Below are 18,077 nucleotides of genomic sequence, written 5' to 3' on the forward strand. Positions count from 1 at the left end.
TATAAAGTTTTACATATATGTTTCAATTAATAATCTACCTCATTACAATCTTATAAAATTAAAAGTTAATAGGTTTATTTAAGTAAAATAGCAGAATTTAAAGCATATAGTTTTTAATTTTTTATATAAGTTGCTGAAATACTGACTTTACTTAAATAATATCAACCTCAGAGATACTTTAAGTTAAATGTAGAATATTTATTTCAACTTAGTATAAATATACTTTATACCATATAGTTCTTAAGATAGTTGAGAAAATTTATCAATTATTTCTTCAAATACTATTGACTTCTTATTAAATAATAATTATTATTAATACATAGTAATTTTTAAAACATGAGGAGGAAAAATTTATGTCATTAATAGGAAAAAATTTAGAAGACTTTAAAGTTCAAGCTTACCATAATGGTAACTTTAAGGAAGTATCAAAGGAAGATGTTTTAGGAAACTGGGGAATATTCTTTTTCTATCCAGCAGATTTCACATTTGTTTGCCCAACTGAATTAGGAGATTTAGCAGATCATTATGATAGCTTTAAGGAAATAGGAGCTGAAATTTATTCAGTATCTGAAGATACACACTTTGTTCATAAGGCATGGGCTGATACAACAGAAACAATTGGAAAGATTAAATATCCAATGTTAGCTGACCCTACTGGAAAATTGGCAAGAATGTTCGAAGTTCTTATTGAAGAAGAAGGTCTTGCATTAAGAGGAACATTTATAGTTGATCCTGATGGTATAATACAAGCTTATGAAGTTCATCAAAATGGAATTGGAAGAAATGCTGAAGAATTATTAAGAAAAGTTCAAGCTGCTCAATTCGTGAGAGAACATGGTGATCAAGTTTGTCCAGCAAACTGGACTCCAGGTGAAGAAACTTTAGTACCAAGCTTAGACTTAGTTGGTAAACTTTAATATAAAACATAAGAGGAGTTAATCGCTCCTCATTATATATCAAGCATATATTAAAAAATTAGCGAGGCAACTCGCTATTTTTTTAATAAACTAATTGATAATAATTATTATCTAATAATACAATTGGAATCTTAAGGAGGAATTTATGAATAAAATATATGATCTAATAATAATTGGCGGAGGCCCTGCTGGCTTATCTGCAGGTTTATATGCTGGTAGAGCAAGACTTAATACTTTAATAATAGAAAAAGAACATACTGGTGGTCAAATTAATAGTACTGCTGAAATTGTAAACTATCCTGGCGTTGTAAAGACAACTGGTCCTAATCTAACATCAGACATGAAAACTCAAGCTGAAAATTTTGGTGTTAAATTCCAAACAGCAGACGTGCTTGATGTTGATTTTAATGGAGAGGTCAAAACCATCAAAACAAATAATGGAGAACTTCAAGGTAGAGCTGTAATTATAGCTACAGGTGCTTCACCAAGAAAACTTGGTTTCCCAGGTGAAATAGAATATGGTGGTAGAGGTATTGCTTATTGTGCTACTTGTGATGGAGAATTCTTTAATAATTTAGAGGTTCTTGTAATTGGGGCAGGTTATGCTGCTGCTGAAGAAGCCATTTATTTAACTAGATTTGCTAAAAAGGTAATTATAATAGCTAGAGAACCTGAATTTACTTGTGCTAAATCTATAGGAGATAAAGTAAAAGCTAATCCAAAGATTGAAATAAGATTTAATACAGAAGTTTTAGAAGCAGTTGGGGATGATGTTTTAAGATCTGTGAAGCTTATTAATAATGTTACTAATGAAAAGTCTGAATACTTCCCACCTAAAGAAGATGGAACATTTGGTATATTTGTATTTGTAGGATATGAACCACAAACTAAGATCTTCAAAGACAAAATTGAAATGGATAGATACGGATATATACTAACAAACGAAAATATGGAAACTAGTATTAAAGGTGTATATGCCGCAGGTGATTTAAGGCCTAAGTTATTAAGACAAGTTGTAACAGCTGTTGCAGATGGTGCTATTGCTGCAACAGATGCTGAAAGATATGTGGCTTCTGAAAAAGAGAGACTTGGAATAGTTGAAGAAAAAGTTATTGAAGAAAAAGTAGAAGTTAAGAAAGAAGGGCCTACTAGTAATAAAGCTTTATCTGGAAGAAGTAAATTATTAAATGATACCTTAAGAAATCAATTAAAAGGCATATTAGCTAAGATAGAAAATAATATTTCATTAGTTTCAATAGTTGATGAAAATAATTCTAAATCACTAGAATTAAGAGATTTAGTTTTAGATATATGTGATTTAAGTGATAAAGTATCGTCTATAATCTATAAAAAAGGTGAAAATACTGAAATGGAAGATAAAGTTCATGCAGATAAATATCCTATAGTTGCTCTACTAGATAAAAACGGTAACTATAGTGGTGTTAAGTTCCATGGAGTACCTGGAGGTCATGAATTAAATTCATTTATCCTAGCTATTTATAACTTAGCTGGTCCAGGTCAAGAATTAAATGAAGGTATATTAAATGAAATTAAATCTATAGATAATCGAATAAATATTAAGGTTGCAGTATCTCTTTCTTGCCATGTTTGCCCTGAAGTTGTAACTGCAGCTCAAAGGATAGCTATAGAAAATCCTAATATTGAAACAGAAATGCTAGATTTATCAAACTTTAAAGACATCAAAGATAAACATAAAATTATGAGTGTTCCTGCACTAATAATAAATGATTCTAAAGTATATTTTGGTGGTAAGAAACTTGAAGATATAGTAAAATTACTTAAATAATATCATAAAAAGAGGGAATTCAAATTTGAATTCCCTCTTTATTATTTCTTCTAACATCAAAGCTACTTATATACTATCTTAATTTAAGATTTTAAATAATTATATTAACTAAGCTTTTAAAGCTTTATTTTCTTTTCTTTTTTCAGTTTCATCAACTACTAAGGCTGCAACTGCAGACCCTGTAACATTAGTTGCTGTTCTCATCATGTCAATTATAGCATCTACAGCCATTACCATAGCCATTCCTTCTATAGGTAATCCTAAAGTTGATAAAACAACTGTTGTTGACATAGTTGCTGCACCTGGAACCCCTGCTATACCTATTGATGATACAATTGTTGTTAATACTATTAAGAAATAGTGATACATTGTCATATCAACATTAAATACATTTGCTACAAATATTGCAACTATTGCTGGATATATTCCTCCACAAGCATTCATTCCTATTGTTGATCCAAGTGGAGCAACAAAACTTGCTATATTTTCAGAAACTTTTGCATTTTCTACTAAGCTCTTTATTGTTACAGGTAAAGTTCCATAACTACTTTGACTTGTAAAAGCTACAACTTGAGCTGGGAAAATATCTTTGAAGAACTTCAATGGATTCTTTCTTGCAATAAATGATATTAAAGGAGTATGAACTAATACTATTTGTAATATACAAGCTATATATACTGCTAAAATAACATTAATTAATGATTTTATTGTATCCATTCCATTTGATGCTGCTGCTACTGCAATTAGTGCAAACACCCCAAACGGTATAAATTGTAATACCATTCTTGTTATACTTAAAACTAATTCATAAGTTGATAATATAAAATCTTTAAATGGTTTAATCTTCTCAGGATTTTTATTATCTTCAATTACTAAAGCTATAGCTATAAAAAGTGAAAATATAACTATTGGAATAACTTGATTGTTTACTATTGATGCTACTGGGTTAGATGGTAAAAAGTCTAATATTACTTTTGTAAAAGCTGGTATTTCTTTTGCTTTAAATCCTTCTACAGCAGCAAAGTTTATTCCTTGTCCTAGATTAAATGCTTTTGCCATAACTATACCTATTATTGATGCAACCCCTGTTGTACCAAGCAATATTGCTAAAGTTTTAATACCTATTGTTTTTAAAGTATCTAAATTTTTAAGTCTAATTATACTAGTTATTATTGATACCATAACTAATGGAACTACTATCATTTTAATTAATGATATATATCCCTTACCTAGAACTTCAATAAACTTTATATCTGACTTGAATATTGCTCCAAGTATTAAACCTAATGTTAAAGCTGTTAATGTTGAATAAGAAAACTTTCCAGTTTTTGATTTTACTAAATAAATTACATATAGTGCTGCTATTGATAATATGATAGCTAATATTAAATTAATATTCATTTTAATTCCTCCTAGTATTTAAATTAAATTATTAGATTAATAAATTTATACTCCCCATATTATGTCCTTTTATTAAACATTTTATAGATAGTACAAATAAAAAAACCTACCACCACTGTAAATACAGAGGCAGAAGGTAAACTTCCACGGTCCCACTCTGATTAGATATATAATTATAATATATCCATCTCTTTCAGGTACAATAATACCTTGTCTCTATAATGGGAGAACCCATAAAACCCTACTAAAAATTTCGGATTTTAAACTCTAAGGTGCACTTCATTAATAAAATAGTAGACTATCTCAGCAAATTAGCCTTCTCTGTAAAAATTTATATTAATTACTTTTCCTCTTCATTGTCTTTAATCATATCGGATTACTATGATTAAATTATATTTTATATTTTCCTCATTGTCAATATAAAATATAGCTTATTTTTATTACAATTTTAACCATAAATTTAAAGGAGCCATCTTGCGAAAGCTCCTTGAGTAATTTTATTTATCAATATATAAATCCACATTTTTAGATGTTATTTTTGTATGTCCTACTTTTATATACTTATTATCTTGAATACCTTCCACTTCTTCTATATTATGTCCTGTAGATAATGCCATTGCAATGTCAAAAATAGCTTTGGCTTGTGCCTTAGAATCACTTATTACAGTTCCAGCCATCTCCCCTTTTTTACAGAGTCCATAGCTTCTTTTATGCCATCTATTCCAACAACAAGTGGTTTTTGAGTAAATACATTATTAGCATTAATTGCATGTATTGCTCCCAGTGCCATTTCATCATTATTGCTAAATACAACTTCAATATTATCCCCAAATTCTTTAATCCATTGATTCATCTTAGTTATTCCTTGATCGCTTTGCCAATTTGCACTATCATCTGCCAACTTTTCTAATTCTATTCCTCTTTCGGTGATTGATTTTATACAGTATTCTGTTCTTATTAGAGAGTCCTGATGTCCTGGTTCACCTTCGAGCATAACATATTGAATTTTATTGTCTTTGTTTTTATCTATTAAAACCTTTTTAGATATCCATTCATCTACAATTATATCAGCTTGTAATCGTGCTGATTGTTCTGCTTGAGCACCTACATAATATAACTTATCCCATCTACTCATATCTTCTTCTACTGGTTCTCTATTAAAGAATATTATGGGTATATCGGCTGATTTTGATTTATCTATTATTGTTGATGCTGCTGTTCTATCAACTAAATTAACACATATAACATCATAATCTTGATTTATAAATCTATCTACTTGATTTCCTTGATTTATTGTGCTCCCCTTAGCATCAACAAAATCAAGTATAACTTTAGTTCTATCATTATTTTCATTTTCTTTTGCTATTTCCTCTAAACTTTTAGTAATCGTTGATATAAAAGTATCATCTTGTCTATATAGTGTTACCCCTATCTTTATCTCTTTCTTAGATTTAATATTACTATCTTCATTGCAGCCTATAATAAGAGTAGATATTAGAATTAAACTAAACATATTAATTAAATTTTTCCCCTTCTTCACCTTGACCTCCTATAAGCATTGAATTGTTTATCTAACAAATGGAAATAACATTCTTTGATTTTCTTTAGAATACATATTTCTACTATTTATTATTGTTGATGTTATTATGCTTCTATCTAATGTACTTTCTTCTATTTCTGATACAGAAGCTTTTACACTTAAGTACCCTACATTGAAATCATTTTGTATAGCAATTGAGTCTATTATTTTCTCTTCAATTAATGATATAATCAAGCTCGTACTACCTGTACCATATAGCTCAATATTAGATTTTCCATTAATATCATTCATAACATATTTTTTAACTCTTCCTATGCTTTCTAAAATATTGGGATCAAATGCAACTATCACATCAGTTTCTCTTTTCTCCATAATATCTCTCATCTTATTGTAAAGCTGAACTTCATCACTTGGAAGTTCTAAAAATTCATAGTTATTTTTACTATTACTTATTTCATCTATAAATCCTAAGTATCTTTCATTAATACTACTACAGCTTAAATCACTTTTAATTATAGAAATCTTCTTATCAGTATTCCCATTCTTTATAACTTCTTCTGCTAAACTTTGTCCTAGTTTATAATTATCACAAGATATATACGGTATATCTTGATCTGTTTCTATTCTTGATTCAAATAAAATTATTGGTAATTTTCTTCTTGAGCTTTCTATTATACTGACCATTTCTTGATAATCTGCTGGAGCTATTAATATTGCATCTGTTCCTGAATTAATCTCTCTTTCCATTAATTCCTTTTGTTCTTTTATACTATTTTCTTCTAGGAGAGTAAGAAATCTTATGTTTACATTCATTTCAGAGGCAGCTTGTTCCATTCCTTCTTTTATTATTCTCCATCCCTCGCTATTTCTTCCTCTTACTATCACTGAAATATCATATACCCTGACTTCTTTTTTTCTGCCTTCTTCTAAAAGTATTAAAAATGAGGATATAAGCATAATAAATAAAACTATAAAAATGAGTTTTTTCTTTATTCTCATTATTTCTCCTCCTTAATACTATAGTAATCAATACATGGCATATGAACGCTTATTGTAGTTCCTTCGTCTGGCTCACTATATACCTCTAATCCATAGTTTTCTCCAAAATATAATTTTATTCTCTCATGAACATTTCTTAATCCTATTCCTGACCCCTTCTTTTGGATATTACTTTCACCTATTAATAATTTATCTGCTACTTCTTGAGGCATGCCAAGCCCATTATCAATGATATCTATATATAAATCATTATTCTTTATATAAGCTTGTACCATTATATCTCCATCTCCACTCATATATTCCATACCATGATATATTGCATTTTCAATTAATGGCTGAATTATAAGTTTAATACTAGCAAGGTTCAAAGTATTTTCTTCTGCTTTAATATCATAAGTAAATTTATTTTTATATCTTATATTTTGTATTGTTAAATAATTTCTCGCATGTTCTAATTCATCTCTAACTGTTATTACATTTTTTCCTTTGCTCAAACTTATTCTAAAAAATCTTGCTAATGCTGTAACCATTATTATAGCGCCATCATAATTTTCATTTTCTATCATCCAAATAATAGAATCTAAAGTATTATACAAAAAATGAGGATTTATTTGTGCTTGTAATGCATTTAGTTCACTTTTTCTTTTTTCTTCCTGCTCATTCATTACATTTTTCATAAGTATATTCATTTGCTTTACCATAGATTTTATTGCTTTTCCAAGATGCTGTATTTCATAAGAGCCTTTTTCTGATATATTTAAGCTAACTACTCCATTTTCAAATTCATTAACTGATTTTTCTAACTCTTTTATGGGATTTGCTATACGTGATGATACAAACATATTAAGTGATATTAATATGAATATCCCAAAAAGCATTATAAATATAGCAAATATCCTAATTTGATAATAATCTTCTGTTATATTTGCCATTGGAGATATGGCTACTATTTTCCATCCTGTATATCCAACAGTTTTTACTGTTACCGATCTTTTATTTCCCTGAAAATTTTCAATATAATTTCCATCCTCATATTTTGCTGCTTCATAATTATTTTCTTTTATTAAATTGGAATATATCAGTTGTTGCCTTGGATGATATATTATTTCTCCATCCCTATCTATAAGATAAACATATGCATTTTTCCCCATATCAACATTTTTACATATTTGCTCTATTCCACTGAAATTCATATCTACTAAAAGTACTCCACCATTAATCTTTCCACTTTCAGTAAGTTCTACTGCTCTACTTAATGATACTACCCATGTATATTTATAATTAGGATCGTAAAATAAATTTTGTACATGTGGCGTAGAAAAATGTAAATTTTCTCTTCTGTTTATTGCACTTTTAAACCACTCATTTTCTCTTGGATCTATATTATTTTTTAATTGTTGTAATGGATATGAGGCTATTACCTCTCCATAATTTGAAAACAAACTTATACTTATAAGATAATCTTTATTTGCTTCATAAATTAAATCCATTTCCTTATCTATACTTTCAGTTGATAAATCAGTTTTCTTTATTGCTCTATAATATATAGTATCTGATATTTTCATCATTTTTCTTAAGTAAGCATCTAAATTTAAATTAACTTGTTCCAATATGGATTTATTATTTTTAGAAACCATTTCTTCTGTTGAATTAATAAATCTTAAATAAAGTGCTCCACCTACAACTATCATTCCAATAACAGCTACTATTGTAAAAGATATAGATATTATATATTTAAAACTTGCTTTCCTATAATAACCTATTATTTTCTTTTTAATAGAACCTAACATATTAACTCACTCAATTCTTTCTGTACCTTGATGGTGATATTCCAAATTGTTTTTTAAATACATAACTAAAATAATTTGCTTCCTGGTATCCAACTTTAGTTGCTATTATATAAGTTTTATCATCTGTAGTATTTAATAGCTTTACTGCTTCTTCTAACCGTACTGATGTTAAGTAATTTACAAAACTCATATCAGTTTCCTTTTTAAATATAGTAGAAAAATAGGTTGGACTTACATGTAATTTTGAGCAAAGCTTTTCTACTGACATTTCATAGTCATTATAATTATTTTTTATATAATCCTTAGCTTTTTCTACTAAAAGTTTTGATGAATTGATTCTTTCCTTTTTTATAAGCTCATTCAATTTTATAGATTTATCTATAAACCATAATCTTATTTCTTCTATTGAATCTAACTCATTTAAATATACATAGCAATTAAAGTTTTCTCCAAAGACCTCTTTAATTTCTATATTGTAAGTTTGAGTTAATTTTAATAACGAGGTCAATACTTCCATTATATATATTCTATATTTTACTAGTGGTACAAAAGATTCTTCTAATTTTCTAAATATATTTTCAACTACTTCTTTAATTTCTTCTTTTGTTGATAATTTTATTGCATTTAGAAACTTAATTTCTTCTTGTTCATCAAATTGTAATTGTATAGAATTATCTGGTTCCACATCTTCTATATATATAGTTTTTCCATTACCTAAAATAGGTCTGTAACTTAATGCACTTTGTGCAGTGCTATATGAAAATCTTATCTTTGATATGTCATCATATACCCTTCCTATCCCTGCTGATATTGTACTTCCGAAAGTACATTCAAATACTTTAATTACTTCATTTAATCCTTTTATAAATCTCATTATTTTATCTTTTTCATCAAATGTAGCTAAAACAACTACTTTATCTGAGTATGGGAAACTTATAAATTCGCAATAGTTTGCCATAATTTCATCTACTATATTTTTTATAGATATAGATATTAGTCCAACATCATTTTGCAAACTTTCTCCTTCTGAATCATAACTTATTGCACCATCTATTCCAATTAGTGATACAGATAAATATTTATTTATAAAATCTAATCCTAATTTTTTTTCATCTTCAACCCATTGTTCCTTAGTTATTCTTCCTTCTAAAGCTCCTACAAGAAATTGTTCTCTTATTACTGGAATACTTTCTAAGTAATGATTTTTTAATATTTCTACATTTCTTTTTGCATCATACTCTTTGTCCAGTTTTTCTTTTAATCTTTTTAAAACTTCTATAAGTTCAATAGAGTTAATGGGCTTTAAAACATATTCCACAACATTTATTTTAATTGCTTTATGGGCGTATTCTAAATCATCTGATCCAGAAAATATTATTATTTTAGTAGATGGCATTATATCTGTGATTCTTTTCCCTAATTCTAGACCATCCATAAATGGCATTTTAATATCTGTCATTATAACATCCGGATGAAGTTTTTCTGCCATTTCTAAAGCTTCTTGCCCATTTTCAGCATCTCCTACCACTTCAAAACCTTGTTCTGCCCAATTTATTTTTTTTATTACACCAAGCCTTATTTCTTCTTCGTCATCTACTATCATTAATTTATATAACCCCATAAACAACCTCCCAAATAATATATGTATAACCATAAATATGTACATTCAATTGTCTAAATACTCAAAATAATTATAGCACATTTTTATAATTATTTTTATGTAAATGTTTTAAATGCAAAAAAATAGGATAAGATTTCCTAAATCTTATCCTATTTTTATGATTAATATTTAAAATTTATACTAATACACCTATGATTAATGACAATGCTAATAATATAAATAACACTGCAAGAAACCTATCCATTGTTTTAACTGATACATCTAAGTTACCATATAAAGTATCTCTAACTGTTTTTTTGGGAACTTCTTCTTTAATATTTTCATTTACAGTTTCATTTTGCATTTAACATCATTCCCTTTTTGATTATTTTTTAGCTATATATTTTCTTACGTCTAATGAAACGGCTACTATTATTATTAAACCTCTTATTATATATTGCCAATAAGCATTTACTCCAATAAAGTTCAATCCATAGTTTATAACTTGTAGTAAAACTGTTCCAATAAGTACTCCTGGAATTGTTCCTATTCCACCAGTGAATGATACTCCACCAACAACGCAGGCTGAAATTGCATCTAATTCATAGTTAAACCCTGTACTTGTTGTTGTAGATCCAGCTCTTGCTGCTTCCAAGAAACCTGCTAATCCATAAAGTACACCTGATATTATAAATATAATCATTATGTTCTTAACTAAGTTTACACCTGAAACTGCTGCTGCTTCTGGATTACCACCTATAGCAAACATATTCTTACCAAGTTTAGTTTTATTCCATACAAACCACATTATTGCAGCTACAATTGCAAGATAAAATATTAAATATGGTATTTCTACACTACCTAATCTTAAATATCCATTAACAAATTTAGTATATCTTTCATCTAAATTAGCAACTGGTTGAGCTCCTAGTGGAGGCCTATCAATATACAAACATGATGCTCCATAAGCTATAAGTTGAGTACCTAAAGTAATAATAAATGCATGGACCTTCAATTTTGCAACACCAAATCCATTTATAGCCCCAAATATACCACCAATAACTATTGCTAAAAACATTGGTAATATTAATGGTAATGCTTTTAAATTAGGATACATTCTTGCAGCATATGTTGTTGATTGTAATAATGATGCTGATATTATAGCTGTAAAGCCTAATATACGTCCTGCTGATAGGTCTGTACCTTGAAGCACAATAAGTCCCGCTACTCCTAACGCAAGTATTCCACGAGTTGATGCTTGGCTTAAAATATTAGTAAGATTCTTTAATGAAAGGAATCCTGGTTCCTTTATAACAAAGAACACTATCATTATAAATAATACTATATACAATGCATAATTCAGTAAGAAATTTTGTAAGGACTCTTTATTTAATTTAACTTTGTTCATAAGTTACACCTCTATTCTAAATATATTTAGCAGCCATAGACATAATATCTTCTTGTGACAATTTGTCTGCATCACCTATTCCAGCTACTTTTCCATTTGACATTACAAGTATTCTATCGCATATTCCTAATAATTCAGGCATTTCAGAAGATACAACTATTACCCCTTTGCCTTTATTAGCTAAATCTATAATAAGTTGATAAATTTCATATTTAGCTCCAACATCTATGCCTCTTGTTGGTTCATCCAATAGTAGTATTTCTGGATTAGTTAAAAGCCATCTTCCTATTATTACTTTTTGTTGGTTTCCTCCTGATAAACTTCTAATCAAAGTTTTTTGACTAGGAGTTTTAACCTTCATACTATCTATTGTCCATTTAGTATCTTTAGTCATCTTTTTATTATCTAATACTCCATATTTACTATATCCATCTATATTAGCAATCATGGTATTAAATTTAATATCAAGTTGTCCAAATATACCTGTAGCTCTACGCTCCTCTGTTAATAGCGCAAATCCATTTTTTATAGCCTTACGTGAATCAGAATTCTCTACTTTTTTACCATGAAGAATTATTTCCCCATCACTATGTTTAGCTATTCCAAATACTGTTTCTAATAATTCAGTTCTTTTAGAGCCTACTAAACCTGCAATTCCAAGTATTTCTCCCTTTCTTAATTCAAATGATACTTCCTTAATTGAAGGTTGAAAAGCACCCGTTAAATTTTTCACTTCCAAAATAACATCTTGTGGTTTATTTGTCTTTGGTGGGAATCTATTAGTCAAATCACGTCCAACCATTAACTTAATTATTTTATCTGTTGTAAGATCCTTAGCCGAAAGTGTATCTATCCACTTACCATCGCGCATAATTGTTACATCATCTGATATTTGAAGAATTTCCTCCATTTTATGAGAAATATATATAATACCGCAGCCCTTATCTCTTAATTTATTTATAATTCTAAATAAGTGATTAACTTCTTCATTAGTTAATGATGATGTAGGTTCGTCTAACACTAAAATTTTCGCATTATATGAAACTGCCTTAGCTATTTCAACCATTTGTCTTTGGGAAACAGATAGTTTGGCCATCTTCATTTTTGGGTCAACATCTATTTCTAATTCATCTAATATTTTTTTAGTTTCTTCATACATTATTTTTTCGCTTACTATTCCAGCATTTCCTGGATATCTTCCAAGCCATATATTATCCATAACATTTCTTTGTAAAACTTGGTTTAATTCTTGGTGAACCATAGCAACGCCATTATCCATAGCTTGCTTTGGATTAGAAAACTTACTCTTTTCACCTTCTATTAAAATTTCTCCACTATCTTCAATATAAACTCCGAATAAACATTTCATTAAAGTAGATTTACCTGCTCCATTTTCTCCCATCAAAGCATGTACAGTTCCTGGTCTTACTTTCAATTGAACATTATCTAGCGCTTTAACCCCTGGAAATTCCTTACTTATATCCATCATCTCAAGAACATATTTTATATCTGCCATAACTTACTTCACCACTTTTCTATTATTTATTAAACTGCATAGTGAAAATACACTATGCAGTTTTTTTAATTCTATATGCTATATTATTTTTTAATATATTCTTGATATGGAATACGTACTGCAACTCCTGAGTCATCGAACTTATATGAAGTTCCATCTACAGCGCCTTTACCAGCTGCTAAATTCATTCCTGTTTCATATAATGCTTTAGCCATTCCTTCTGCATCTTGAAGAACTGATCCTAACATAAATCCTTTAGAAATTAAGTCTTGAGCTGCTGCTGTAGCATCAACACCTATAACTGGAATAGTTTTTGCTGCATCACCATTGTTATATCCTTGAGCTGTTAATGCTGCTATAGCCCCTTGAGCCATACCATCGTTATTAGCTATTACTGCTTCAATCTTATCACCAAATTTTGAGAACCATGCTTCTGTAGCATTTTGTGCTAACGCTTGATCCCAGTTACAAACTTGAAGTGCTAATTCTTCTGTTTTAACTCCCTTATCATTTAAAGTCGAAACTGAATATTGAGTTCTTGCAACTGCTTCTGGATTATCAGGTTCACCCTTTAACATTACATATTGTAATACTCCATCTCCATTTTTATCTATAGCTGCCTTATTACCTTCCCATGCTTTTGAAAGTATTTCTCCTTGCATAACTCCAGCTTCTTTTGCATTTGTCCCAACAAATATAGCTTTGTCATATGCTTTTATAGCATCTGCTGATGGCTCTCTGTTAAATAATACTACAGGTTTTTCAGCTGCTTTAATCTTATCGATTACTGTTGGAGCTGCTCCTGTATCAACTAAATTAACTAATAAAAGATCCACATCCTTTTGAAGTAATGTATCTATACTATCATTTTGAGTAGCTTGGTCACCTTTTCCATCATAGAAAGTAAACTCAACTTTATCTGAGTTTTCAGATTGTAATTTTTCTAAGTTTTGACGAACTGTTGAAATATAAGTATCATCGAATTTGTATAAACATACCCCAACCTTAACTTTATCTCCCTTTGATGTGTCTCCACCACTTGGAGATTCCGTCTTACCTCCACAGCCTACTAATGAAGCTGTAACCATAACTGTAGCCATTGCCATTGTAAGTAATTTTTTAACCTTTTTCATATTAACCCTCCACCTTTATAAAAATCGTTAACATTAAATTGATTTCGTTTACATTTATTATTATAAATTTATATGCTAATTACTTCCATACAAAAAACTTAACACTTCTATCGAAATTCTTAGATGTTGTTAATTGAAAAAATTTCTTTTTTATGATAGAATTTCTCGTTACTATTAAATAAATGAGGTGGTTGGTTTGAATAAAGAATACGTATTAAAATTCATTAAAGACTCTTGGAAGGCATTTCGCCCATTTTCACTAACCTTGGCAATAGGTTCTACAACTCTTGGAATTGCATCCGCATACAAAATGGGATTTATAAATTTAAATAGCTCTAGTGATATTATATTAATTTTGATTATAACTATTGCCGGTATACTAGCTCAATCCGGTGCTAATTTAGTAAATGATTATTTTGAAGGAAGTTTTAGATATTATAGACCTAGTGGAAGAAAAATAAAGTTTTTAGGAGTAGAAAGAACTTATTTTGATATATATGTTTTTCTTTGGGCCATGCTTTGCTTTGGGCTATCTTCTTTAAGTGGTTTATATCTTATTTACATAACTGATTTAAAAATGTTACTTATCGGTGTAGTTGGAATATTTTCTGCTTATGCATATACTGGTGAACCTTTTGTTTTTAAAAGAAAAGGACTTGGAGTGCCAATTTCCTTTATAACAATGGGGCCATTAATGGTTTTAGGTGCTTCTTATCCATTTACCCAATCTATAAGCTTATATCCAATATTGTTATCTTTACCTGCTTCTTTCATTATTCCCGCTTTAATGATAAGTAATGAGATGAGAGATTTTAAAAGAGATGCTAATTTAAGTCTTGGAACATTAAGCGTTAGAATTGGAAGCAAATATAGTAAGTATATTTATAGATTTTTAGTTTTTGGAGCTTATGTATTAACGCTACTATACGTAATAACAGGATTTTATCCTGCTATTTCATTATTAGTATTTATAACATTACCAATAGCTTTAAAAGCTCATAAATCTGTTTGTAACTTTGAAAAGCTTGGGATACCGTATACTAATAATTTGCATTGGACTTTTACCCTACTTTTAATCTTAACTTTATTTATTGGATAGATCCATTTTTAGAGTAATTATAAATTAAATATTTAATAATACATCTTTCTTCTACATATAATATTTAATATAGAAAGGAGATGTATTTTTTTATGAAAAAAGGACTAAAAATATTAATAGCTATAATTGTAGTTATTATTATAATTATATTCCCTATAATTTCTAGTTATAATAAATTAGTATCTTTAGAGCAACTTGTTAATATTTCTGAATCCAATATAGATACTCAATTGCAAAGAAGATCTGATTTAATACCTAATCTAGTTAATACAGTTAAGGGATATGCTACTCAAGAAAAAGATATTTTTACTGATATTGCCAATGCAAGAAGTAAACTTTCTGGAGCTTCAAATATATCTGAACAAGCAAATGCAGATAGTGAATTATCAGGTGCTCTTTCTCGATTACTTGTAGTAGTAGAAAATTATCCTGATTTAAAATCCAATCAAAACTTCAAAGATTTAAGTATTCAGTTAGAAGGAACAGAAAATAGAATAGCTGTTGCTAGGCAAGATTATAATACAGCTGTAACTAATTACAATACTAAGATGAGAAGATTTCCTACTAATATAATTTCTTCAATATTTAGATTCGAGGAAAAGCAACTTTATAAAGCAAGTGATAATGCTAGTGAAGTGCCTTCCGTTGATTTTTCTAGATAATTATGAATGTTATAAGTAAGTTAAAAAAAATATTATTATCTTCTCTTTTAATAATTTTTAGTTTTTCAATTTCAATTTCAGCACAAGTTAATTATCCTTCACCTACAAATTATAAGTATATAAATGATTATTCGAATATACTAAATTCAAATGAAATAGAAACAATTGTCTCTTTAGGAAAAGAGCTTGAAGATAAAACTGGAGCTCAATCTATTGTTGTAATTATAGATACTACAGATAATATTCCTATTGAGAATTACTCAATAAACCTATTTCGTTCTTGGGGAATAGGGCAAAAGGCTAAAGATAACGGTTTGTTAATTTTAGTTGCCATCAAGGATAGAAAGTGGAGAGTAGAAGTTGGAAGAGGTTTAGAAGGTGTAATACCAGATGCTTTAAGTAATAGAGTCATGGAGTCCTTAGCTACAGATGATTTTAAAAACGACAATTATGGTTCTGGAATAATAAAAAGCTATAGTACTTTTAATGACCTTATTGCAGAAGAATATGGTGTTACTTTAAGCAAATCACTAAATATAGAAATTCCTAAAGAATCTAATAGGCAAGATTCAAGTAATATTTTTGATGCCATACCTATTGGTATAATACTAGTGCTTCTTATACTTGATATAATTTTTAATCGTGGAAGAATAATAAGAACAATTTTTAAAGTTCTTTTTTGGAGTAGTTTCTTCGGAAGACGCGGTGGTCCTGGAGGCAGAGGCTCCGGTGGCGGTGGCGGATTTGGAGGCTTCGGCGGCTCTGGCGGTGGATTCGGTGGATTTGGCGGTGGCTCTTCAAATGGCGGAGGTTCTTCTGGAAGTTGGTAATTTGTAAATATTCATTTAAACTTATAAATTTACATAAAAAGGAGCTGTTTTAATAACAACTCCTTTTTAGCTTTAGCTTATTTATATTTCTACAACAAAGAAACCTATTTCATATAATCCTTTGTTTCAGTATTTAATCCTTTTTTTCTTAATTTACTTTCTATAAAATACTTTACTATAGAATAAAAAATTGCAAATAATGGCACTCCTATTATCATTCCTATTATTCCCAATAACTTCCCTGCAACTAATATAGAAAATAATATCCAGAATGCTGATATTCCTATTGAGTCTCCTAAAATCTTTGGTCCTATTACATTACCATCTAATTGTTGTATAAATAAAATTATTACTAAAAACCATATGGCTTTAACTGGTGATATAAATAAAATTATTATAAAAGACGGAATTGCTCCTATAAAGGGACCAAAAAAAGGTATAACATTAGTTATACAAACTATTGCTGATACTAATATTGTATATGGAATTGAAAATATAGTTAATACTATAAATGTCAATATCCCTATTATTAAAGAATCAATTATTTTCCCTACTATAAATCTTCCAAAAGTATAATTACTTCTATGCGCTAATTCAATAATCCCATCAGCATATTCTTTTGAGAATAATCCATAAGTAATTTTTTTGCTTAATGCACATAACTTTTCTTTATCTATTAATAAATAAACTGATACTATTATTCCTAAAACCACATTCCATATACTTGAAAGAATATCAGCTAAAAAGCCACCAAATGCAGGAATTAAATTGGTTGCAAACTTAATTATGTAGTTTACTAAATTATTAAAGTTGTCTAACAACATTTGTGAGTATCGCTCTTCTATATTTAATTTCAATATTGTTTCATTTGCAAATTTTGTAGAGTTCATTATATATGTTGGAATATTATTTACTAATCCTATAACACTATCTATAAGCTGAGGTAATAAAAATTTTATAAACATACTAATTATAAAAAAAGCTGTTATATATGAAAATATTATTGCTAACCCTCTTTTTGACTTTATCTTTAATTTCTTTACATATTTCATTTCAAAAACTATTTTTTCATAAAAGTTTAATAAAAAATTTATTATATATGCAATTGAGAATCCAATTATAAACGGTTGCATTATAATAATTATTGAATCTAGTTTATCTGTAAATATAGTAACCTGGGATATTGCTAAATAAAATAATATTACTAAAATTGCAACTATAAATGAATAAGTGGCTATTGTTGTATATTTACTATTCCAATTTACTTTCATTTTATACCTCTTCCTATTATATATTTTAATTTATAATCTATATAATTATTATGCTATAAGATTAAAACTTAATAAACCTATTTATAAAATATTAAATTTAAAAA

At 28.5% G+C, this 18,077-nt stretch carries 16 protein-coding genes and 1 other annotated feature; of the genes, 5 read left to right on the forward strand and 11 right to left on the reverse strand.

Annotation, left to right across the window (positions count from 1 at the left end; translation table 11 throughout):
- The first annotated feature begins 353 nt into the window (after positions 1-353).
- Positions 354-917, forward strand: coding sequence for an alkyl hydroperoxide reductase subunit C (gene ahpC, locus A500_RS03160; RefSeq protein ID WP_016206142.1), 564 nt, complete (start codon positions 354-356; stop codon positions 915-917).
- Positions 918-1,062: 145 nt separating this feature from the next.
- Positions 1,063-2,724, forward strand: coding sequence for a thioredoxin-disulfide reductase (gene trxB / locus A500_RS03165; RefSeq protein ID WP_016206143.1), 1,662 nt, complete (start codon positions 1,063-1,065; stop codon positions 2,722-2,724).
- A 108-nt stretch (positions 2,725-2,832) separates the two neighbouring features.
- On the opposite strand, the gene A500_RS03170 is transcribed toward trxB, so the two are convergent.
- From A500_RS03170 to A500_RS03205, 10 genes are all read right to left on the reverse strand, one after another.
- Complete coding sequence (locus A500_RS03170; RefSeq protein ID WP_016206144.1) at positions 2,833-4,125, reverse strand: dicarboxylate/amino acid:cation symporter; 1,293 nt, start codon at positions 4,123-4,125, stop codon at positions 2,833-2,835.
- A 122-nt stretch (positions 4,126-4,247) separates the two neighbouring features.
- Positions 4,248-4,491, reverse strand: a binding site (T-box leader).
- A gap of 131 nt (positions 4,492-4,622) precedes the next feature.
- Positions 4,623-4,802: a hypothetical protein gene (locus A500_RS21870; protein ID WP_341349935.1), complete on the reverse strand. Its 180-nt coding sequence runs from the start codon at positions 4,800-4,802 to the stop codon at positions 4,623-4,625.
- The gene (locus A500_RS03175; RefSeq protein WP_341349936.1) at positions 4,787-5,665 is read right to left on the reverse strand and encodes a galactose ABC transporter substrate-binding protein; all 879 of its coding nucleotides are present in this window, start codon (positions 5,663-5,665) and stop codon (positions 4,787-4,789) included. Before A500_RS03175 ends, A500_RS21870 begins: the two co-directional genes overlap by 16 nt.
- A gap of 27 nt (positions 5,666-5,692) precedes the next feature.
- Entirely contained in the window at positions 5,693-6,664 is a 972-nt protein-coding gene (locus A500_RS03180) for a substrate-binding domain-containing protein (protein ID WP_016206145.1), read from the reverse strand.
- Positions 6,664-8,454 carry a sensor histidine kinase gene (locus A500_RS03185; protein ID WP_016206146.1) on the reverse strand — a complete coding sequence of 597 codons (1,791 nt, stop codon included), beginning with the start codon at positions 8,452-8,454 and terminating at the stop codon, positions 6,664-6,666. The genes A500_RS03180 and A500_RS03185 overlap by 1 nt, the downstream gene beginning before the upstream one ends.
- A gap of 10 nt (positions 8,455-8,464) precedes the next feature.
- Positions 8,465-10,075 (reverse strand): response regulator, encoded by a 1,611-nt coding sequence (locus A500_RS03190; protein WP_016206147.1) that lies wholly within the window; start codon positions 10,073-10,075, stop codon positions 8,465-8,467.
- Between the two features lie 175 nt (positions 10,076-10,250).
- Positions 10,251-10,418, reverse strand: coding sequence for a hypothetical protein (locus tag A500_RS20695; protein WP_198010569.1), 168 nt, complete (start codon positions 10,416-10,418; stop codon positions 10,251-10,253).
- Between the two features lie 21 nt (positions 10,419-10,439).
- Positions 10,440-11,462: a galactose/methyl galactoside ABC transporter permease MglC gene (gene mglC, locus A500_RS03195; protein ID WP_016206148.1), complete on the reverse strand. Its 1,023-nt coding sequence runs from the start codon at positions 11,460-11,462 to the stop codon at positions 10,440-10,442.
- A 16-nt stretch (positions 11,463-11,478) separates the two neighbouring features.
- Complete coding sequence (gene mglA / locus A500_RS03200) at positions 11,479-12,978, reverse strand: galactose/methyl galactoside ABC transporter ATP-binding protein MglA (RefSeq protein ID WP_016206149.1); 1,500 nt, start codon at positions 12,976-12,978, stop codon at positions 11,479-11,481.
- A gap of 83 nt (positions 12,979-13,061) precedes the next feature.
- Positions 13,062-14,111 (reverse strand): galactose ABC transporter substrate-binding protein, encoded by a 1,050-nt coding sequence (locus A500_RS03205; protein WP_016206150.1) that lies wholly within the window; start codon positions 14,109-14,111, stop codon positions 13,062-13,064.
- Between the two features lie 187 nt (positions 14,112-14,298).
- Here A500_RS03205 and A500_RS03210 point away from each other — a divergent pair, with 187 nt between their 5' ends.
- The 3 genes from A500_RS03210 (at position 14,299) to A500_RS03220 (ending at position 16,702) form a co-directional block, all read left to right on the forward strand.
- Positions 14,299-15,210, forward strand: a complete 912-nt coding sequence (locus A500_RS03210) for a prenyltransferase (protein WP_242835037.1) — start codon at positions 14,299-14,301, stop codon at positions 15,208-15,210.
- Positions 15,211-15,302: 92 nt separating this feature from the next.
- The gene (locus A500_RS03215; protein ID WP_016206152.1) at positions 15,303-15,872 is read left to right on the forward strand and encodes a LemA family protein; all 570 of its coding nucleotides are present in this window, start codon (positions 15,303-15,305) and stop codon (positions 15,870-15,872) included.
- 2 nt (positions 15,873-15,874) lie between these two features.
- Positions 15,875-16,702, forward strand: coding sequence for a TPM domain-containing protein (locus A500_RS03220; RefSeq protein ID WP_016206153.1), 828 nt, complete (start codon positions 15,875-15,877; stop codon positions 16,700-16,702).
- 104 nt (positions 16,703-16,806) lie between these two features.
- On the opposite strand, the gene A500_RS03225 is transcribed toward A500_RS03220, so the two are convergent.
- A complete protein-coding gene (locus tag A500_RS03225; RefSeq protein WP_016206154.1) occupies positions 16,807-17,973 on the reverse strand; it encodes an AI-2E family transporter in 1,167 nt (388 codons plus the stop codon).
- Positions 17,974-18,077: the final 104 nt, after the last annotated feature.

This window comes from Clostridium sartagoforme AAU1 (assembly GCF_000401215.1).
Classification (GTDB): Bacteria; Bacillota; Clostridia; order Clostridiales; family Clostridiaceae; genus Clostridium; species Clostridium sartagoforme.